The organism is Ramlibacter algicola, from assembly GCF_016641735.1.
GTDB classification, from domain to species: domain Bacteria; phylum Pseudomonadota; class Gammaproteobacteria; order Burkholderiales; family Burkholderiaceae_C; genus Ramlibacter; species Ramlibacter algicola.
This window is the reverse complement of the sequence record NZ_JAEDAO010000001.1, coordinates 1,496,282-1,515,003: the sequence shown is the minus strand read 5'-3', so window position 1 is coordinate 1,515,003 and position 18,722 is coordinate 1,496,282. Positions and strand designations below refer to the sequence as shown.

Below are 18,722 nucleotides of genomic sequence, written 5' to 3'. Positions count from 1 at the left end.
GCAAAAAAGAGGGCCCGCTTGCGCGGGCCCAAGTGGATTCATGAAGAAACTGGCACCCAACGACCCCTGGGTGCGATGCCAGCATAGCGCTTGCGGCGCGCCGTGTGTGTCGGCGGCGTCCTGCGCGCAGCACGCACGAACTGATCGGGCGTCGTGCACCGCTCGTGCACCGCCGGTGCACAAGCAATGAACCGCTTGCCCACAGGGTTGTCCACCGCCGCGCATGCCGCGCCGCAGCGAGATTCACGCCTGCGCGGCGCTCGGCTCCGCCGGCCGATGCCCTTGCGGGCGCTGCAAGGGCTGGTCGAGCACTGCCTCGAGGCCGCCGGCCACGGGGCGCTGCTCGCGAGCATGCCGCGCGAACAGCTTCGCGTAGTAGCCGCCCTGCGCGAGCAGTTGGGCGTGCGTGCCGATGGCGTCGATGCGGCCGGCGCGCAGCACCACGATGCGATCGGCATCGACGATGGTCGACAGCCGATGCGCGACGACGAGCGTCGTGCGCCCGCGCGTCAGGCGCTGCAGCGCGTCCTGCACGAGGGCCTCGCTCTCGTTGTCCAGGGCGCTGGTCGCTTCATCCAGCACCAGCACGGGCGGGTCCTTGAGCAGCGCACGCGCAATCGCCAGGCGCTGCTTCTGCCCGCCGGACAGCCCCGCGCCGCGCTCGCCCAGCACCGTGTCATAGCCCTGCGGCAGCTTCTCGATGAACTCGTGCGCATGCGCCGCGCGCGCGGCGTCCTCGGCCTGCTGGCGCGTCGCGCCGGGCGTGCCGTAGGTGATGTTCGCCAGGATGGTGTCGTGGAACAGGTGCACGTCCTGCATCACGGTGCCCACCTGGCGCCGCAGTGATGTCGCCGTGCAGCCGCGCACGTCGACGCCGTCGACCAGGATGCGGCCGGCGGTCGGCGCATGCAGGCGCTCGAGCAGCGCCAGCAGCGTCGTCTTGCCGCTGCCGCTGGGGCCGACCAGCGCCACGGTCTCACCCGGCGCTACGCGCAGCGAGACGTCCTGCAGCACCGGACGGTCGTCGGCGTACGCGAACGACACGCCCTCGAACGTCACCTCGCCCTGTGTGACCACGAGATCTGGTGCATCGGGTGCGTCCGCAAGCGGATCGGGCGCGTCGAGGATGGACGACACGGTCTCCAAAGACACACGCGCGCGGCGCACCGTGGCGTACACGCTGGTGAGCCCCTGGATCGGGCCGAACAGGCCACCGACGTATTGCAGCGCCGCGACCAATGTGCCGACGGTGCCCTCGCCTTGCAGCACGAGCCACGCACCGAGTGCGGCCACCGACACGCGCGCAGCGGCGGCCGACAGCCCCTGCCATGCGGCCGTGCGCGCATCGCGCCGCGCACCTTCGGTCTGGCGCGCATTGCCGGCGGCGACGGCGGAGAGGAAGCGGCGTTCCTCCTCGCGCTCCATCGCGAAGCCCTTGACGGTGCGGATGCCGCCCAGCACCTCGGTCCAGCGGCCGAACGTGGCGGTCCAGTGCTTGAGCAGGTCGCGGTCGCGACGCGTCTGCTCGCTGGCGGCGCCCATGCCGATCAGGGCCGGCAGCGGCGCGAACACGCACACGGCGATGGCCAGGCGCCAATCCAGTTGCACCAGCGCGGCCAGTGCCAGCACCAGGTACGCGATCGCGGGCAGCACCTTGAAGCCGATCTCGCCGACCGCACTGACGAAGCCGTGGATCGAGGTGTTGACCTTGTTGACCGTGCCGCCGACCGTGTGTTGCTGGTGCCACGACAGCGGCAACTGGTGCAGGCGCTCGGTGACCCGCTGGCGCAGCGAGAAGTCGAGCGCCAGGCGCACCCGCCAGCTGCGCGTTTCCAGCAGCTTGGAGAGCCACACCTGGCCCAGCTCGGCGCCCGCGACCAGCAGCAGGGCGACGCCGATCGAAAGCAGTGCGCTGGCGGGCATGGAGCCGGGACCGGCGAGCCGCTGCGCCGCGAACTGGCCGAGCGCATCGACCAGCCGCATCACGGCCAGCGGTGCCGCGGCCGACACGGTCGCCAGGACCAGCGCCAGCGCCAGCACCTTGCCGATCGGGCGGCCGAAGCCTTGGAGCCACTGGCTCGCATGCCGGACCCACGCGAGGGTGCTGCGCACGGGCGGCTGCTGCACGGCCGGGGTGCCGTGGGCGGAATCGGGGGACATGGAGGAAGGAGGGACTGCTGGAGGACTTCGCGGCCCAGGCGGGCTTCTCCAGCAACGCAGGCGCCACTCTACCCGTTGACGGATGAGCTCGAGGCCGCACCGATCCTGTCCGGGAAGATGTCACGCTGCCGATTGCGAAAGCGCGATCGGCGCGCGTCAGGCGTGCACCGGGCGTTGCGCGCGGCGGCGTTGCAGCGCCTCGAGCACGTCCTCGAACGGCGTCGGCTTGGTCAGGTGCGCATCGAAGCCGGAGGCGCGCGTGGCCTGCAGGTCCGATGGCCGCCCCAGGCCCGTCAGCGCCACCAGCAGCACGTCGGCGCCACGCTCCGAGCGCAGCGCCCGCGCGACCTCGTGGCCGTCGAGCCCGGGCATGTCCAGGTCGAGCAGCGCGGCCGTCGGCGGCGAACGCCGCGCGAGTTCGAGCGCCCGCTCGCCGTCGTGCGCGACCAGGACCTCGAAGCCCTCCTCGCGCAGCAGCGCGGCGAGCGAGTCGGCGGCGTCGACGTTGTCGTCGGCGACGAGCACCCGTCGTGGCCCGGCGGGTGCGGGCAGCGCAGGCATGCCGGGAGCGTCGTTCGCCGCCACGGGCTGGGCCAGCATCGGCAGCCTGACGGTGAATGTCGCGCCGGAGCCCTGCCCTTCGCTATACGCACACACCGTGCCGCCGTGCATGTGCACGATCGAGCGCACGATGGCGAGTCCCAGCCCCAGGCCGGACACCGCCTTGCTGCGGCTGGTGTCCAGCTGCGTGAACATCTCGAAGATCCGGTCGCCCTCGTCCGGCTCGAAGCCGACGCCTTCGTCGCGCACGCGCAGGACCAGCTCGCTGCCTTCGGCGAGCGCCTCAACGCGCAGGTGGCCGCCTTCGGGGGTGAACTTGGATGCATTGGTGAGCAGGTTGCTCAGCACCTGCGCCAAGCGCACGGAATCGCCACGCAGCGAGAGCGCCGCGGCCGGCGACCGCACCTCGAGCCGCTGGCGCCGCGCCTCGATCGCGGGGCGGACCGCCTCGACCGCCGCACGCACCATGTCGGCCACGTGCACCGTGCCGAGCTCCAGTTGCAGCTTGCCGCGCTCGATGCGGCTGACGTCCAGCAGGTCGTCGATCAGGCGTGCCGCGTGCGCGACCTGGCGTTCCATCATCGCTTCGACGTCGGAGCGCCGGCGCGGATCGGCCGTGCGGCGCAGGATGGCGATGCCATTGCGCAGCGGGGCGAGCGGGTTGCGCAGTTCGTGCGATAGCATCGCGAGGAACTGCGTCTTCTTGGCGTTGGCTTGCGCGAGTTCCTCGGCGCGCTGCTGCAGCTGCGCGTCGCGCTGCGTCACGGCACCGGCTGCGCGGTCGAGGGCGCTCGCCAGTTGTTGCACTTCCTCGATGCGCGAATCGACGCCGGCCCGCACCGGGACGCCGTCGCCCCAGCGGCGCGCGGCGGTGGCGAGCTGCGACATCGGCCTGGAGACGACACGTCCGAGCAGCAGCGCGAGCAGGCCGCCGGCGATGACGGACAGCGCCATGCCGGCGCCCATCACCCAGGCCGCGCCCTTGACGCCCTTGTTCAACACCTGCGCCGACACCGAATAGCCCAGGCTCCAGCCCGTCATGCCGGAGCGCAGGAAAGCGGTGTAGTCGTCCTCGCCGCCCATGCCGGGGCCGCGGTACCAGCCGTCGGTCGCGCCTTGCACGCGCGTGAGGTATTCCGGCGAGGCCGCACTGCCGACGCTCACGGGAGGCACGCGCGCCAGCACGCGGCCATGGCCGTCCACCAGCGCGCCGACCCACCCCGGCGCGAGGTTCTGCTGCTCGAGCAACCGGCGGAACGGCTCGGCGCTGAGGGTCGCGGTGAGCACGTAGCGCACCACGCCTTCGTTCAGCACCGGCACCCGCACGGTGACGCCGAGTTCGTTGTCGGGCAGCCCATCGCGCTGCAGGTCACCGACGACGGGCTCGCGCGTCCGCAGCAGGCGCTCGAGCGAGGTGGGATCGGAAGGATGGGCGGGCAGCGGCGCACCCCAGGGCACGCGCGCGTTGACCAGCTGCTGGCCGCCGCTGGTCATGAGGGAGATGTTGCGCCAGGACGGCTGCGTGACGAGCACGGCCTGCGCGTCCGCATGGAAGGTGCGCAGGTCGTTGCGCCCGAGGCTGCTCGCGCCGGCGAGCGCCTGCAGCGTCGCGGTGACACCGCGCAACTCGGCGTCGACGGCACTCATGGTCGCCGAGTTGCGCGCCATCGAGGTGTTGACGAGGTTCTCGTCCTCGGCCTGCACCACGTAGCGGGCGGCGATCAATGCGAAGGCCAGGATCGGCACCGCGGCCAGGGTGGCGAGGAGGAACAGGCTCGTACGCAGGCGCATCGAGTGGCACCGTAGCACAGCAGTAAGCCGTGCCGGTGACCAAAAGCTCATGCGTGCGACGAGGCGTATCAGCGGCCCCTGCGGGCCGCTTCCGTGCTAGTCGCGTGAACGGGAGGGGCCGTTCATCCCATCTGGATCTGCTTCTTCAGCGACGACGCCTCCTGGTGCGCGCGTTGCACCGCCTGCTGCAATTTCTGGTCGACATTGCCGGCCTGGCGGCATGCCTGCATCGCCTGGTCGGCCGCCTGTTCGAGCTGCATGATCGGCTCGCGCAACTGGTCCTGCCCCATCTGCTGGCCGCTGCCGGCCTGCTGCTGCGCCTGCTTGGCGCGCTGGTGCAACGACTCGACGCTCTGGCGCAGCTGCGGGTTCACCGACCCGGACTGCAACGCGTCCTTGGCTTCGTCCGCGCACTCCTCGATGCTGTCGATGCGCTGCTTCAACTGGTCTGCCTGCATGAAGGCTCCTCTCGTCATGGTGGAAGGGGAACGCCCCGTGCGGGGCGTCCATGCCATCCCATCGCAACGCCGCGGTGGCGTCGACCGGGCCTGCGCCCGCATTGCTGTCATCCGCAACCGACTGGGCCGTGCTCGCGCACGACCATCATCAAGCGCCTACAGACAGCGCGCACCGCGCGCCGGAGCATGGCCGCATGACACCTTTCCCCACGACGGAGAACCCGCCGCCCGCCGGCGCACGCGAACGGGCGATGGCCGACGAGGCCTTGCGGCCGGACGAGCAGGCGCCGCTCGGCGCCGAACCCTCGTACGACGACCTGCTGGACGTCGCCGTGCAATACACCTTCCCCGCCAGCGACCCGATCGCGGTCGACCAGTGCTGCACCGGCCATCCCGAGCGCGAGGAAGGCGCGCCGAAGGGACCGGGTACCACGCCCGGTCATGGCAACTTCATCGAGCTGTGAACCGTCAGCCGGGCACGCCGGCAACCGCCTCGTAGTGCGACACCACCGGGAACGGCTCGTAGAAGTGATGCAGCAGCCGCTTCCAGTCCTGGTACGCCGCTGACTGCCGGAAGCCGACGGTGTGATCCTCCAGCGTGCGCCAGCGCACGAGCAGGAGGTACTCGGACGGCCGCTCGGTGCAGCGGTGCAGCTCGTGCGACAGGTAGCCCGGCGACGCCGCAATGATGCGCTGCGCCTCGCGAAAGGCCGCCTCGAACGCGGCCTCCTGGCCGGGACGCACGGAGAGGGGAGCGGCTTCGAGGATCATGCGCCGCATTCTCGTCATTCCCGCGAAGGCGGGAATCCATCGCTTGCTGACCGGGCTGAGTGGGAGCGATGGGTCCCCGCCACCGCGGCGACGACGCGGTGCGGCCAGAATGCAGCCCATGAGCACTCCCGCCTCTCCCCTGCCCCCGTTTCGCACCATCAGCGACGTCGTGCGCGAGCACGCGGCCGCACGGCCGCAGCACGCGGCGCTCGTGCAGGGCGAGCGGCGGATCACGTGGGGCCAGATGGACGCGCTGGCCGACCGCGTGGCGGCGGCGCTGCAGCGCGACGGCGTGCAGCCGAAGCAGGCAATCGCGATCAGCGGTGCCAACGGCATCGAGTACGCCGTGCTGTTCCTCGGCGGGCTGCGGGCCGGCGTCGCCGTCGCGCCGCTGCCCACGGGTGCGACGCGCGAGCAGCTGGCGGGCATGGTGCGCGACAGCGGGGCGCGGCTGCTGTTCGCCGACGCCACGGTGCCGGCGCTCGACCTCGACGTGCCGCGCATCGCGATGGACGATGCGAAGGCACTGCAAGCCTGGCTCGCGCCGGTGGGCTCGAAGGCGGCGCCGGTCGACGTGCAGCCCGACTGGCCGTTCAACATCATCTATTCGTCCGGCACCACCGGCACGCCCAAGGGCATCGTGCAGCCGCACGGCATGCGGTGGGCGCACGTCGCGCGCGCGGAAGCGGGCAAGTACGGTGCGGACTCCGTCGCGATCCTCGCGACGTCGCTGTGCTCGAACACGACGCTGGTGTGCTTCTTCCCGGCGCTGTCGCGCGGCGGCACGGTGGTGCTGATGCAGGGGCGCTTCGATCCCGAGGCCTACCTGCAAACCGCGCAGCGTGAACGCGCCACGCACACGATGCTGGTGCCGGTGCAGTACCAGCGGCTGATGGCGCATCCGCGCTTCGACACCTTCGACCTGTCGTCGTTCGTGATGAAGTTCTGCACCAGCGCGCCGTTCGCGGCGGCGCTGAAGGCCGACATCCTCCAGCGTTGGCCCGGCGGGCTGACGGAGTACTACGGCATGACCGAGGGCGGCGGCACCTGCATCCTGGCCGCGCACGATTTCCCGGACAAGCTGCACACGGTGGGCAAGCCGTCCGAGGGCCACGACATCCGCCTGATCGACGAGGATGGCCGCGAAGTGCCACCGGGCGAGATCGGCGAAGTCGTCGGCAAGTCGGGCGCGATGATGACCCACTACCACCAGCAGCCGGGCAAGACGCGCGAGGCCGAGTGGTACGACGCGCAGGGCAACCGCTTCATCCGCACCGGCGACGTCGGCCGCTTCGATGCCGATGGGTTCCTGCAGCTGATGGATCGCCGCAAGGACATGGTGATCAGCGGCGGCTTCAACATCTACCCGAGCGACCTCGAAGCCGTGCTGCGCCAGCATCCGGCGGTGGCCGACGCGGCCGTCGTCGGCATCCCGTCCGCGGAATGGGGCGAGTCGCCCGCAGCCTGGGTGGTGGTGCGCCAAGGTGCGCCGGAGCCGGACGCGCTGCGCGCGTGGGCCAACGAGCGCTTGGGCAAGACGCAGCGCCTGGCCGGCGTGCGCTACATCGCCGAACTGCCGCGCAGCGACATCGGCAAGGTGCTCAAGCGGCAGCTGCGCGAGCAGTGGACCGCCGGCGCAGCCGCATCCTGAGGCGCTCGGGCGCCATCACGAACGCGAACACCTCGCGCGGATCGCGCCCGCGCAGTGGTTCCACGGACTCGACCTCGAAGTTGGCCAGCAGCATCGCGGCGGCCAGCTTGATCTCGGCCAGCGCGAGGTAGCGGCCCGGGCACATGCGTGGCCCGGCACCGAACGGCATCGTCGCGCGCTTGGCCGACGCGAACGAGTGGCCCGCCTCCTTCGCATCGAGCCAGCGCTGCGGATCGAATGTCTCCGGTTGCGGGAACAACCCCGCGTTCATGCCGCCCGGCCGCATCAGGCACACCACGGCGGCACCCCGGGGCACGTGCACGCCGGCCACCAGGGTGTCGTGCAGCGCCTGCGCGATGACGAAGGGCGCGACAGGCTTCAGGCGCATCGTCTCGTGCGCGCAGGCCTCGACCACGTCCAGGCGATGCAGCTGGTCGATGCTGGACAGGGTGCCGGCGCCGCCCAGCACCTCGTCGATCTCGGCACGCGCGCGCTGCGCGGCCTGCGGATGGCGGTGCAGCAGCCACACCATCCACGCCAGCGTGTTGGCCGTGGTGTCCTCGCCGGCCAGCAGCATGGTGAACACGTTGCCCGCGACGTCGGCATCGGTCACGCCGCTGCCTTCGCGGTCGCGCGCGGCCACCATCGCCTGGATCAGGTTCTGCGGGTGCTCGCGCAGCGACGGGTCGGCCTGCAGCTGTGCGCGCGTCGACGCGATGAAGCCGTTGACAGCGTCGCCCAGCACCTGCAGGTGCGGGCGCAGGCTGCGCTCGCGCCAGCGCCGCAGCCAGGCGGGCGGCTCCACCGGCGACAGGATGCGGCGGATCAGCGAAGGCAGCACGACGTTCAGGTGCTTCTGGATCGTGTCGTCGCCGTCGGCTTCGAGCGTGCGCAGGTCCTGCCCGAAGGCCAGCGCCGTCGTCACGTCCACCGTGAACCGCATCAGGTCGGCCTGCAGGTCCACCGGCGTGCCGCTGTCGGCCGCGCGCTCCCAGCGGCGCTGCAGCCGCTGCGTCACGTCCAGCAGCGCGGGGAAGAACTGGCGGATGTGGGTCGGGTCCAGACCCGCCAGCACCATCGGCCGCTGGCGGCGCCAGGTGTCACCGTTGGCGGAGAAGAGGCCGAGGAAGCCCAGCTCGCGGGACGCGGTCTCCACGCGTTCGTTGCGGCGGAAGCCGTCGGGCCGCGCGCGCAGCACGCCCTGGATCACCTCCGGGTCGGCCACGACCATCAGCTTGCGCGCGTCGATGCGCACCACGTACGGCGTGCCGAACTCGCCCGCCCAGCCTTCCAGTTGCTGGTGGAAGCGCTCGCGCTGGATCTGCAGGGCGTTGCCCAGCCAGGGCATGGGCCGCGGCCCGGGCAGGTCGTCCAGGGTGCGGGCCTCGGGAGCGGCGGCAGCGGCGGTGTGCATCGGGGCAGCCTAGCGCAACTGCCGCGCCGCCCCAAGGGCGCTGCTTCCACCTCTTGCCCGATGCGGCCGGCGCAAATCCGCACCGCAGCGGATGGGTTGGCCGCCGGTGCATGATGGAGGCTGAGAGCAATCTGGAGCGCCCCGATGATGGAAACCCCCCACGAACACGACGAACCGAACGGCCAGCCGTCCACGGCCGAGCCGCGCAACGCCTTCCTGGAAGAGAAGGCCTTCAAGTCCCGCACCGTGATGCTGTTCGGCGAGGTGAGCGACCGCTCGGCCGCCGACATCGCGCGTCGCCTGATCGCGCTGGACGCCGAATCGGACAAGCCGATCGACATGATCGTCAGCTCCCCCGGCGGCCACCTGGAGTCGGGCGACGCGATCCACGACATGATCAAGTTCATCGCCTCGCCGGTGTGGATGATCGGCACCGGCTGGGTCGGCAGCGCGGCCACGCACCTGTACCTGGCCGTGCCGCGCGAGCGCCGCGTGTGCACGCCCAACACGCGCTTCCTGATCCACCAGCCCAGCGGCGGCGCCGGTGGCCCGGCCAGCGACATCGCGATCCACGCCAAGGAAATCATCAAGGCGCGCGAGCGCATCGCGCAGACCATCGCGCGTGAGACCGGCAAGCCTTACGACAGCGTGCTGCAGGACATCGAGCGCGACCGCTGGCTGTCGGCCGAGGAAGCGATCGACTACGGCCTGGTCGGCCGGATCGTGCAGAACAAGGCCGACTTGCGGAAGTGAGCCCCGCCAAATAAGAAAAGCCCGGCATTGCCGGGCTTTTTCATGGGCGCGATGCGCCCGCGCGATCAGGAAGTCTTGGTCGACTTCTTGGCGGCCTTCTCGTCGGCCTTGGCGCGCTTGACGTCGGCTTCCGCCTTCTCGTGCGCAGCCTTGGCGTCCTTCTCGCAGGCCTTCTTCTCGTCGCCCTTCATGGGCTTGCACTTGGCCTTGGCGGCCTTGTAGTCGGCCTTGGCCTGCTTCTCCATGGCCTTGCTGTCGCCGCCGGCGCTGGCCGACGAGGACGCGCTGGGCGTGCTGGTGGAGCCGCTCGACGCGGCAGGCGTGCTGGTGGACGAGCTCGGTGCGGTGGCGGACGAGCCCGCGCTGCCGCCGGTGGAACCGGCCGACGAGCCGCTGGTCTGGGCCATGGCGACGCCGAAGGACAGGGCGGCGGCGAGGGCAATGAGGGTCTTGTTCATCAGAGATTTCTCCTGGTTGACATGGTCTGGGACGCCGAGAAAGCAACCCGGCCTCCATCCAACGCGTGAGGATCCTTCCGGGTTGTAGGACAACTCCGCTTCAGGGGACTCGACCATTCGACGCTGGCCGAGCGGCGCGTTCGCATGGGAAACGTTCCCAGAAATGCGTCCACGCACGAGCCCGCGCACGGCTGTTGCGCATCGAAGTTCGCATCGACTTGTAAGGACTGTGTCGCGCACGGCCGTTGCACGCAGGCGTGACCAATCGCACAGCCGAGCAGTGGTGGCTCTGCCATTCGTGAACTGTGTGGCTCAGGCATGGGCGGCTTCGCGCGCATGCAGCGGTTGGCTCATGCATTCCGCCTGCTCGTCCTTGGCAAAACGCGTCCTCGCGTGCAACACGCGACCCATCCCGTTACGAACGTCAGCGGCGACGCCGGTGGCATGTCGGACTTCTCCTACTAGAGTCGCGCCTCCTGCCGAGGCTGAGCTGTGTGCAGCGTGCCGCGACAGCGGACTTCGGTCCCCTGCCGCCTCGCCCCCACCTGCCCTCGGTGCCGTGCAACGCGCCGCGGTCCCCCCGTCTCCACGACGTCGGGACGACGGCGCTTCTTACAAGTGGTTGTTCATGAAAAGGCGCATCTTCATCACCTCCGGCTCGGCCGCCATGGCTTCCGCGCTCGCCGCATGCGGCGGGGGCGGCGGCGGCGCCGCGGCCACTGCCGATGCAGGCACCGGCGTGAGCACCGCGACGCTCGGCGCGTCGACGCCGACCACGCCGGTGACGGGCGGCGCGAGCGCGCCGCCGGACACTGGAACGTCCCAGCCTCAGCCGCAGCAGCCGGCCCAGGGCACGAGCAACGTGCCCGGCATCGCCTACCCGTTCGGCTCGCGCCTGCAGGCCTACGTGGCCGGCATCGTGCCGAACAACGTGAGCAATGCGCAGATGGACGCGTCGATCCGCTCCGCGTACGACGCCTGGAAGGCCAACGGCATCGTCGACGTGCCGACCGTGCCGGGCGGCAAGGCGCTGCGTTTCGCCAGCAACTACATCACCGTGTCCGAAGCCATGGGCTACGCCATGCTGATCACGGTGGTGATGGCCGGCCACGACCCGCAGGCGCGCAGCATCTTCGATGCGCTGCTGAAGACCGTGCGGGCCCGCCCGGCGTACAGCATTCCCGGCGTGGGCTCCGCCCTGATGGACTGGCGCCTGGAGGCCAACGGCTCGTCGAGCGATGCAGCCGGCGGCGGCTGGAACGCCATGGACGGCGACCTCGACATCGCGCTGGCGCTGCTGATGGCCGACAAGCAGTGGGGGTCCGGCACCGGTGCCTGGAACTACAAGCAGGAAGGCATCAACACCATCAACGCCATGAAGGCGTTCAACATGAAGCCGGACGGCACCACGAAGGGCATGGCGACCGCCAACGTGAGCCGCACGTCCGACTACATGATCGGCCACTTCCGCGCCTTCGCGAAGGCGACCGGTGACAGCTACTGGAGCACGACGGTCATCGACCGCTGCTATGCGCTGATCAACCGCATGCAGACCGTGTACTCGCCTTCGGCCGGCCTGATGCCCGACTTCATCGTGGCCACCGACACGGCGACGCCCTACCCCTCCCCGGGCGGCATGGGCGACTTCACCAACACGGAGATGAACTACTTCGCCAACGCGCAGCGCAATCCGTGGCGTTGGGGTTGCGACTACGTGCTGTCCGGCGACGCGCGCTGGAAGTCCGTGTGCAACAAGCTGATGAACTTCTTCAAGGCCGACACCGGCGGTGACCCGGCGCGCACCGCGATCGGCTACGAGATGAGCGGTAACGCCCTGCTGCGCCCGTACCCGGCCTGGACCCCCAAGGGCATGATCGGCCCGCAGCTGTGCGGCGCGATGGTCGACGGCGCCCACCAGGCGTACCTGAACTCGCTCTGGTCGTACAACGCGAACAACTTCAGCAACCAGTACTACGACGCCGAACTGCAGCTGCTGCCGATGCTGGTGGCTTCGGGCAACTGGTGGACCGCGTGATGAAACGACGCGTCTTCCTGCACACCGCCCCGGCGGCGGTGACGACGGTGGCCCTGACCGCCTGTGGCGGCGGCGGCTCCGCCGAAACGGTGGCCGACGCCGGCGGCGTCGAGGCCGAACAGCTCGCCAAGGGCGGCACGCCCGGCAAGCCGACGCCGAAACCGACGGCGGCACCGACCCCCGCACCGACCGCGGCTCCGGCACCTGCACCGACGGTCGCACCGACGCCCGCTCCCACGCCGGCGCCGACGGCTGCTCCCACGCCGGCTCCGACTCCGGCGCCGACGGCGGCTCCGACGCCTGCGCCCACGCCCGCACCGACGGCTGCCCCCACGCCGGCACCGACCGCCGCGCCGACACCGGCGCCGACGCCTGCACCGGCCCCGGCGCCTGCGATCTCCTATCCGTTCGGCTCGCGCCTGCAGCCCTACGTGGCCGGCATCCTGCCGACCAGCGCGAGCGCCGCGCAGATGGACTCGACCATCCGCGCGCTGTACGACCGCTGGAAGTCCAACGGCATCGTCGACGTGCCGACGGTCGCCGGCGGCAAGGCCCTGCGCTTCGCCTCCGACTACATCACCGTGTCCGAGGCGATGGGCTACGGCATGCTGCTGTCGGTCGTGATGGCCGGCCACGACGCGAACGCCCGCGCGTTGTTCGACGGCCTGCTGACCACCGTGCGTGCGCGACCCGCGTACAGCATCCCCGCATCGAGCGGCGGCCCGTACCTGATGGACTGGCGCCTGACCGCCAACGGCTCGTCGACCGACGCGGCCGGCGGCGGCTGGAACGCCATGGACGGCGACCTCGACATCGCGCTGGCGCTGCTGATGGCGCACAAGCAATGGGGCTCGAGCGGCCGCTGGAACTACCGCCAGGAAGCGCTGAACACCATCGGCGCCCTCAAGTCCTGGAACATGAAGCCGGACGGCACCACCAAGGGCATGGCCACGCCCAACGTGAGCCGCACGTCCGACTACATGATCGGCCACTTCCGCGCGTTCGCGAAGGCAACCGGCGACAGCTACTGGAGCACCACGGTCATCGACCGCTGCTACGCGCTGCTCAACCGCATGCAGACCGTGTACTCGCCGTCGGCAGGCCTGATGCCCGACTTCATCGTCGCGACGGACACGTCGACCCCGTACCCGTCCCCGGGCGGCATGGGCGACTTCACCGACACGGAGATGAACTACTTCGCCAACGCGCAGCGCAACCCGTGGCGCTATGGCACCGACTACGTGCTGTCGGGCGACGCGCGCTGGAAGGCCGTGTGCAACAAGATGATGGCGTTCTTCAAGGCCGACACCGGTGGCGACCCCGCGCGCACGGCGATCGGCTACGCGATGAACGGCACCCCGATGCTGCGCCCGTACCCGAACTGGACCCCCAAGGGCATGATCGGCCCGCAGCTGTGCGGCGCGATGGTCGACAGCGCGCACCAGGCCTACCTGAACTCGCTGTGGACCTACAACGCGAACAACTTCAGCGTGCAGTACTACGACGCGGAGTTGCAGCTCATCCCGATGCTGGTTGCCTCTGGCAACTGGTGGAGCGTGTAAGGCGCGGCCCCCGCTCCGTCATTCCCGCGAAGGCGGGAATCCATCGCTTCCGCCTTCAACCCGGCACGTGAAGAAAGCGGTGGGTCCCCGCCTCCGCGGGGACGACGACACGGTGGCGGTGCAGCGCGCGATCGACGGTGCGGATCAGTGCAGCGCCTCGACGATCGTGACATTGGCCATGCCGCCACCTTCGCACATCGTCTGCAGCCCATAGCGGCCCTTGCGCTGTTGCAGCACGTGCAGCAGCGTCGTCATCAGCTTCGCGCCTGACGCACCCAGCGGGTGGCCGAGCGCGATGGCGCCGCCGTTGACGTTCAGGCGGGCTGGATCCGCGCCGGTGGCTTGCAGCCACGCCAGCGGCACGGGCGCGAACGCCTCGTTCACCTCGAACGCATCGATGTCCTGCGCGGACAGGCCGGCCTTCTTCAAGGCAGCGATGGTGGCGGGCACCGGCGCCTCCAGCATCACGACCGGGTCGTGGCCCATCACCGACAGGTGGTGGATGCGCGCGAGCGGCTTCAGGCCGAAGGTCTTCAGCGCCTTCTCGCTCACCACCATCACGCCAGCCGCGCCGTCGGCGATCTGGCTGGCGCTGGCGGCGGTGATCACGCCGCCTTCCTGCAGCAGCTTGACGCCCGCAATGCCTTCCAGCGACGCGTCGAAGCGGATGCCTTCGTCGACCGTGTGCAGTTCGCCCGACGCGACTTCCTCGCCTTGCTTGCGAACGGCAACGGGCAACACCTCGGCGTCGAAGCGCCCCGCCTGCGCGGCGGCCTTGGCACGCTGGTGGCTTTCGAGCGCGTAGGCATCCAACGCATCCTTCGTGAGCCCGTACTTCTTCGCGATCAGTTCGGCGCCCATGAACTGGCTGAACTCCACGCCGGGATAGCGCGCGCGCACCTGCGGGCTCATGTAGGAACCCAGGCCGTTCTTGCGCGCCAGTTCGGTGGTCGAGAACATGGGCACCCGCGTCATGCTCTCGACACCCGCAGCGATCACGACGTCCTGCGTGCCGGACATGACCGCTTGCGCGGCAAATTGCAGCGCCTGCTGCGACGACCCGCACTGGCGGTCGATCGACGTCGCCGGCACCGATTCCGGCAGCTTGCTGGCCAGCACCGCATTGCGGGCCACGTTCATGGCCTGCTCGCCGACCTGGCTGACGCAGCCCATGAGCACGTCGTCGACCGCCGCGGGATCGATGCCCGTGCGGTCCACGAGTGCATCGAGCACCTGCGCGGCGAGGTCGGCGGGATGCCAGCCGGACAGGCGGCCATTGCGGCGGCCGGTGGCGGTACGAAGGGCGGCAACGATGTAGGCTTGCATGGCTTCATTATTCCCCGGCGGACCACGGCATCATCGGCACATGGCTTTCAGCATCAACGTCACGCCCATCGAGTCGCGCCTGCACGTCGTCGCCAACGGCGACGCCGGGCTCCCGGAATTCATCGGGCTGGCGGACCTGGTCGGGGCCATCGCCCGCGGCAATCGCCTTCGCAAGGTGCTGATCGACCTGCTGGGCGTGCATCCGCAACTGGCGTTCACCGAGCACCTGCAGCTCGGCACGCACCTGGGCCGGCTGGCGGAGGATTTCGATCGCGTCGCCACCGTGGTGCCCGCTTCGCGGCGCACGGGCGCGAGCGAGAAGGCGGCGCAGAAGACCGGCATCGGCCTGCGCACGTTCACCGACCCCGGTGCGGCGATCGACTGGCTGAACGGCGACTGACAGCGCCGTGGCCGGCGCCCGACAGGTGTAGGCCCCTCCCGACCTGAGCAAGCGATGCAGGCGCTCAGCGCCGCCCCGGCCTGCTGCCTATGGTGACTCCCATAGCAACATTCATCGGGAGAAATCCATGCCCATCATCCTCTGGCTCCTTGGCGTGCCGCTCGGCATCGTGGTCCTGCTCTGGCTGTTCCACGTCATCTGACCGCCATGGCCGCACCGATCCCGTGGCGCGAGCCCGACACCGCGACGGTCCTCTCCGAGGACGGCAAGCGCTACCGCGCCAAGGTCGCGGGCGCCCCGTTCACGACGATCTCCGGCGTGGTGGGCGCGACGATGAGCTGCTGGGTGTGCGGCCGCCATGCGCTGCGCCAGCTCGGCGGCTTCCGCCGTCTCCTGGGCGCCAAGCGCTTCGTGTGCCCGGACCACGTGGGACGAACCGCGGCCCACGCATGACATGAAAAAGGGGGCGTGCACGGCGTGCACGCCCCCGAACTCCCGACGCGGTGCATCGCCGCGCCAGGCCAAGCCCTCCAGGTCAGGGCGAGAAAGTGATCGGCACCACCTTGTCGGCCGTCGACACGTCGGCGTCCGCGCCGATCGTGGTCCGGCTCGGCGCCGAGGCTTCGATGCGGTACTTGCCGGCCACCGCCGTGTCGGCGGTGAAGTTCAGCGCCGTGCCGGCCGCGAACGGCGACTTCACCGGCGCCGCCGCAGGCAGGCGCAGCGTGTAAGCCGCGGTGGACGCGTCCACCGTCGTGTGGGCGACTTCCACGGTCGGGCCGCCGGTCAGCGCCTGCGTGGCGCGCACCGAGGCGTCGGTCACGAGCGTGGCCGTCCCGGTGCCGACGGACGTCGTGCCGGTGACCTGTTGCATCGTGGACGCCGGCGGCAGGATCGCGGTCGCGGTGCCATTGAGCGTCACGCTTTGGGTCGCCGTCACGGGCACGCTGGGCACGACCGCGGTGCTGCGGCCGTCGGACGTCACGACGATGTCGTAGCTCCCTGCGGGCAGCGACGGCAGCGTGAACTTGCCGGCGGTGTCCGGTTGGCTCGAGCGGATCACGGCGCCGTTCTGCTGCGCCGTCACCAGGGTGCCGTTCAGCGTCAGCGTGGTGCTCACGTAGCCCTCGATGCCGGTCGACACGCGCGGCGTCACCGAGACCACGGGCTTGAGGATGTAGTTGCCGGAATTGCCAGCGCGCACGACCGAGCGGCACGCATCGAAATCCAGCAGCAGGTCCGCCGTCTGGCCGCCCTGCACCTCGAAGTTGGTCTTCAGCTTCAGGCCGCTCTGCTGCGCGCTCGGCGTGGCCAGCGCGACCAGCGCGCCGCCGGTGGGCTGCACGGCGTTCGCCAGCTGGTTGGTGCCGTTGTTGTCGACCAGGACCAGGCGCACCTGCGTGTACGAACCGGCCGGCAGTTGCGTCGAACCGAGCTCTTCGAGCACGCCATTGGTCAGCGTGAGCAGGTCGATGCGCTTGGGTGCGGCGAGCGCGATCTCGCTCCAGCCGGCATCGCCGTCCGCGGCGCCGCCGTTCTGGTGCACGCGCACGCGGTCGACGGTCACGTAGACGTGGTCGTAGCCGCAAGCGGGCGCGTCGGTCATCGCCATGCGCAGCGTGCCCGTCTGGGCGGTCGTCGTGCCGCCGCCACCGCCGCCGCCGCCGCAGGCCACCACCAGTGACGCGGCGAGCGCCACGCCGGCATAGCCGGTCCAGGCGAGCGTCCGGCGGTTGATTTCCTGTCGCATTCGTATCCCTCGATGTTGAAGAGGGTGCGATGCTGAGGACCCGTCGGGTCATTGGCTGTGCCGAGACGTAACCTGTGCTGCTACAAGCCTCCTGGCAGCGCGCCGACTTACGAATGGTTGCGACTGGATGGGCAAATTTCCCATCCGTGCGACGCGTTCAGGCCATCTCGCCCTGGAGGAACAGGTCCGCTTCGCGCGACACCTCGCGCAAGCGGTCGTGGTCGAAGAACGCCGCGACGGGCAGGTCCGCGAGCAGCCGCCCGCGTTCCAGGTAGACGACGCGCGTGGCCAGGCGCTTGACCTGCCCCAGGTTGTGGCTCGCGAACACCATGGTCGTACCCGCCTCCGCGAACGTGGCCATCAGCGATTCGATCTCGCGCTTGGCCGGCGGGTCCAGGCTGGCCGTGGGTTCATCGAGGAACAGCAGGTCGGGACGCAGCGCCCACGCCCGCGCGAACGCGACGCGCTGCTGCTGCCCCACCGACAGGTGGCGCGCATGGCGCTCGCCGATGTCGGCCAGGCCGACACGCGCAAGCGCATCCGGCACGCGCGCCGCGATCTCGTGCGGCGGCACGCCCGCGAGCCGCAGCCCCAGCGCCAGGTTGCGCGCGACGGTCGTGCGCAACAGGAACGGGCGCTGGAACACCATCGCCTGGCGCGCGCCGAACGCGGTCGATTGCAGGCCGCGCACCGGCTTCAGCAAGCCGTGCAGCGTGCGCAGCAGCGTGCTCTTGCCGCTGCCGTTGGCGCCGATCAGCGCGACACGGTCCTCGCGCTGCACCTGCAGCTGGATGCCGCGCAGGATGGTGGCGGGCCCGATGGCGACGTCGACGTCCACCAGCTCCAGCAGCACCGTCATGCGACGCCCTCCAGCGCGGGCGTGCCGCGCTGCGCGTGCACAAGGCGCCAGCGGCGCAGCATCGAGACGACGGCGTTGAGCACCAGCACGATCGCCAGCAGCACGAGGCCCAGCGCGACGGCCAGCGGCAGGTCGCCCTTGCTCGTCTCGAGCGCAATCGCGGTCGTCATCACGCGCGTGAAGCCGTCGATGTTGCCGCCCACGATCATCACGGCACCGACTTCCGAGATCGCGCGGCCGAAGCACGCGAGCAGGACCGTGAGCATCGCGTAGCGCTCGTCCCACACCAGCAGCATCCCGCGCAGCAGCGGCCCGGCGCCGAGCGACGACAGCTGCTCGCCATGCGACTGGTCCACGTCTTCGACCACCTGCCGGGTGAGCGCCGCGGCGACCGGCAGCACGAGCAGCGTCTGCGCCATCACCATCGCCGGGAACGAGAACAGCCAGCCGAGGCTGCCCAGCGGGCCCGAGCGCGAGAGCAGCAGGTACACCAGCAGGCCGACGACGACCGAGGGCACGGCGAGCAACGTGTGCAGCACCGCCAGCACGCCGCCGCGTCCATGGAAGCGCGCCACGGCCAGCCAGGCGCCGAGCAGAGCGCCAGCAAACGCGCCGAGCGCGGTCGACGTCGTGCTGACGGCCAGCGAACGGCCGACGATGGCCATCAATTGCGGATCGGTGCCCGAAAGCAGCGACCACGCCGTGCTCGCGACCTCAGCAGTGGTGGACATGGGCGCGATTGTGACGCGCTGGCGCGCTATGCCTCAACGCAG

General features: G+C 70.4%; 17 protein-coding genes. 7 read left to right on the top strand and 10 right to left on the bottom strand.

Translation table 11 applies throughout. The features are described from left to right. Positions 1-243: 243 nt before the first annotated feature. From I8E28_RS07370 to I8E28_RS07360, 3 genes are all read right to left on the bottom strand, one after another. Positions 244-2,160, bottom strand: a complete 1,917-nt coding sequence (locus tag I8E28_RS07370; RefSeq protein WP_200787345.1) for an ABC transporter ATP-binding protein — start codon at positions 2,158-2,160, stop codon at positions 244-246. Between the two features lie 156 nt (positions 2,161-2,316). Beyond that, positions 2,317-4,512 (bottom strand): hybrid sensor histidine kinase/response regulator, encoded by a 2,196-nt coding sequence (locus I8E28_RS07365; protein WP_200787344.1) that lies wholly within the window; start codon positions 4,510-4,512, stop codon positions 2,317-2,319. 122 nt (positions 4,513-4,634) lie between these two features. After that, the gene (locus I8E28_RS07360; protein WP_200787343.1) at positions 4,635-4,970 is read right to left on the bottom strand and encodes a hypothetical protein; all 336 of its coding nucleotides are present in this window, start codon (positions 4,968-4,970) and stop codon (positions 4,635-4,637) included. A gap of 194 nt (positions 4,971-5,164) precedes the next feature. Here I8E28_RS07360 and I8E28_RS07355 point away from each other — a divergent pair, with 194 nt between their 5' ends. After that, a complete protein-coding gene (locus I8E28_RS07355; RefSeq protein ID WP_200787342.1) occupies positions 5,165-5,434 on the top strand; it encodes a hypothetical protein in 270 nt (89 codons plus the stop codon). Between the two features lie 4 nt (positions 5,435-5,438). Here I8E28_RS07355 and I8E28_RS07350 read toward each other — a convergent pair whose 3' ends face one another. Further along, the gene (locus I8E28_RS07350) at positions 5,439-5,741 is read right to left on the bottom strand and encodes an antibiotic biosynthesis monooxygenase family protein (protein WP_200787341.1); all 303 of its coding nucleotides are present in this window, start codon (positions 5,739-5,741) and stop codon (positions 5,439-5,441) included. Between the two features lie 109 nt (positions 5,742-5,850). Between I8E28_RS07350 and I8E28_RS07345 the strand changes: the two genes are divergently transcribed. Further along, positions 5,851-7,392, top strand: coding sequence for a class I adenylate-forming enzyme family protein (locus I8E28_RS07345; RefSeq protein WP_420850209.1), 1,542 nt, complete (start codon positions 5,851-5,853; stop codon positions 7,390-7,392). On the opposite strand, the gene I8E28_RS07340 is transcribed toward I8E28_RS07345, so the two are convergent. After that, complete coding sequence (locus I8E28_RS07340) at positions 7,343-8,806, bottom strand: cytochrome P450 (protein WP_200787339.1); 1,464 nt, start codon at positions 8,804-8,806, stop codon at positions 7,343-7,345. The two genes, I8E28_RS07345 and I8E28_RS07340, sit on opposite strands and share 50 nt — an antisense overlap. A 147-nt stretch (positions 8,807-8,953) precedes the next feature. On the opposite strand from I8E28_RS07340, the gene I8E28_RS07335 reads away from it, so the two are divergent. Then, the gene (locus tag I8E28_RS07335) at positions 8,954-9,559 is read left to right on the top strand and encodes an ATP-dependent Clp protease proteolytic subunit (RefSeq protein ID WP_200787338.1); all 606 of its coding nucleotides are present in this window, start codon (positions 8,954-8,956) and stop codon (positions 9,557-9,559) included. 65 nt (positions 9,560-9,624) lie between these two features. On the opposite strand, the gene I8E28_RS07330 is transcribed toward I8E28_RS07335, so the two are convergent. Then, positions 9,625-10,017, bottom strand: coding sequence for a hypothetical protein (locus I8E28_RS07330; RefSeq protein WP_200787337.1), 393 nt, complete (start codon positions 10,015-10,017; stop codon positions 9,625-9,627). Between the two features lie 628 nt (positions 10,018-10,645). On the opposite strand from I8E28_RS07330, the gene I8E28_RS07325 reads away from it, so the two are divergent. Continuing rightward, positions 10,646-12,052 (top strand): glycosyl hydrolase family 8, encoded by a 1,407-nt coding sequence (locus I8E28_RS07325; protein WP_200787336.1) that lies wholly within the window; start codon positions 10,646-10,648, stop codon positions 12,050-12,052. Next, the gene (locus I8E28_RS07320; protein WP_200787335.1) at positions 12,052-13,614 is read left to right on the top strand and encodes a glycosyl hydrolase family 8; all 1,563 of its coding nucleotides are present in this window, start codon (positions 12,052-12,054) and stop codon (positions 13,612-13,614) included. The genes I8E28_RS07325 and I8E28_RS07320 overlap by 1 nt, the downstream gene beginning before the upstream one ends. A 144-nt stretch (positions 13,615-13,758) precedes the next feature. Here I8E28_RS07320 and I8E28_RS07315 read toward each other — a convergent pair whose 3' ends face one another. Further along, positions 13,759-14,940: an acetyl-CoA C-acetyltransferase gene (locus tag I8E28_RS07315; RefSeq protein WP_200787334.1), complete on the bottom strand. Its 1,182-nt coding sequence runs from the start codon at positions 14,938-14,940 to the stop codon at positions 13,759-13,761. Positions 14,941-14,980: 40 nt separating this feature from the next. Here I8E28_RS07315 and I8E28_RS07310 point away from each other — a divergent pair, with 40 nt between their 5' ends. Both I8E28_RS07310 and I8E28_RS07305 read left to right on the top strand, forming a co-directional pair. Continuing rightward, positions 14,981-15,340, top strand: a complete 360-nt coding sequence (locus I8E28_RS07310; RefSeq protein ID WP_200787333.1) for an STAS/SEC14 domain-containing protein — start codon at positions 14,981-14,983, stop codon at positions 15,338-15,340. Positions 15,341-15,547: 207 nt separating this feature from the next. Continuing rightward, positions 15,548-15,793, top strand: coding sequence for a hypothetical protein (locus tag I8E28_RS07305; RefSeq protein ID WP_200787332.1), 246 nt, complete (start codon positions 15,548-15,550; stop codon positions 15,791-15,793). An 82-nt stretch (positions 15,794-15,875) separates the two neighbouring features. Here I8E28_RS07305 and I8E28_RS07300 read toward each other — a convergent pair whose 3' ends face one another. The 3 genes from I8E28_RS07300 to I8E28_RS07290 form a co-directional block, all read right to left on the bottom strand. After that, positions 15,876-17,090, bottom strand: a complete 1,215-nt coding sequence (locus tag I8E28_RS07300) for a DUF4382 domain-containing protein (protein WP_200787331.1) — start codon at positions 17,088-17,090, stop codon at positions 15,876-15,878. Between the two features lie 157 nt (positions 17,091-17,247). Then, positions 17,248-17,949 (bottom strand): ABC transporter ATP-binding protein, encoded by a 702-nt coding sequence (locus tag I8E28_RS07295; protein ID WP_200787330.1) that lies wholly within the window; start codon positions 17,947-17,949, stop codon positions 17,248-17,250. Beyond that, positions 17,946-18,680, bottom strand: coding sequence for an ABC transporter permease (locus I8E28_RS07290; protein WP_200787329.1), 735 nt, complete (start codon positions 18,678-18,680; stop codon positions 17,946-17,948). The genes I8E28_RS07295 and I8E28_RS07290 overlap by 4 nt, the downstream gene beginning before the upstream one ends. Between the last annotated feature and the right edge of the window lie 42 nt (positions 18,681-18,722).

Excerpts from the sequence above, each read along its gene's own strand:
- I8E28_RS07350 (WP_200787341.1), bottom strand. The coding sequence starts at position 5,741 with ATGATCCTCGAAGCCGCTCCCCTCTCCGTGCGTCCCGGCCAGGAGGCC.
- I8E28_RS07335 (WP_200787338.1), top strand. The coding sequence starts at position 8,954 with ATGGAAACCCCCCACGAACACGACGAACCGAACGGCCAGCCGTCCACG.
- I8E28_RS07360 (WP_200787343.1), bottom strand. The coding sequence starts at position 4,970 with ATGCAGGCAGACCAGTTGAAGCAGCGCATCGACAGCATCGAGGAGTGC.
- I8E28_RS07340 (WP_200787339.1), bottom strand. The coding sequence starts at position 8,806 with ATGCACACCGCCGCTGCCGCCGCTCCCGAGGCCCGCACCCTGGACGAC.
- I8E28_RS07310 (WP_200787333.1), top strand. The coding sequence starts at position 14,981 with ATGGCTTTCAGCATCAACGTCACGCCCATCGAGTCGCGCCTGCACGTC.
- I8E28_RS07330 (WP_200787337.1), bottom strand. The coding sequence starts at position 10,017 with ATGAACAAGACCCTCATTGCCCTCGCCGCCGCCCTGTCCTTCGGCGTC.
- I8E28_RS07305 (WP_200787332.1), top strand. The coding sequence starts at position 15,548 with ATGGCCGCACCGATCCCGTGGCGCGAGCCCGACACCGCGACGGTCCTC.
- I8E28_RS07295 (WP_200787330.1), bottom strand. The coding sequence starts at position 17,949 with ATGACGGTGCTGCTGGAGCTGGTGGACGTCGACGTCGCCATCGGGCCC.
- I8E28_RS07315 (WP_200787334.1), bottom strand. The coding sequence starts at position 14,940 with ATGCAAGCCTACATCGTTGCCGCCCTTCGTACCGCCACCGGCCGCCGC.
- I8E28_RS07370 (WP_200787345.1), bottom strand. The coding sequence starts at position 2,160 with ATGTCCCCCGATTCCGCCCACGGCACCCCGGCCGTGCAGCAGCCGCCC.
- I8E28_RS07290 (WP_200787329.1), bottom strand. The coding sequence starts at position 18,680 with ATGTCCACCACTGCTGAGGTCGCGAGCACGGCGTGGTCGCTGCTTTCG.
- I8E28_RS07365 (WP_200787344.1), bottom strand. The coding sequence starts at position 4,512 with ATGCGCCTGCGTACGAGCCTGTTCCTCCTCGCCACCCTGGCCGCGGTG.
- I8E28_RS07300 (WP_200787331.1), bottom strand. The coding sequence starts at position 17,090 with ATGCGACAGGAAATCAACCGCCGGACGCTCGCCTGGACCGGCTATGCC.
- I8E28_RS07320 (WP_200787335.1), top strand. The coding sequence starts at position 12,052 with ATGAAACGACGCGTCTTCCTGCACACCGCCCCGGCGGCGGTGACGACG.
- I8E28_RS07355 (WP_200787342.1), top strand. The coding sequence starts at position 5,165 with ATGACACCTTTCCCCACGACGGAGAACCCGCCGCCCGCCGGCGCACGC.
- I8E28_RS07345 (WP_420850209.1), top strand. The coding sequence starts at position 5,851 with ATGCAGCCCATGAGCACTCCCGCCTCTCCCCTGCCCCCGTTTCGCACC.
- I8E28_RS07325 (WP_200787336.1), top strand. The coding sequence starts at position 10,646 with ATGAAAAGGCGCATCTTCATCACCTCCGGCTCGGCCGCCATGGCTTCC.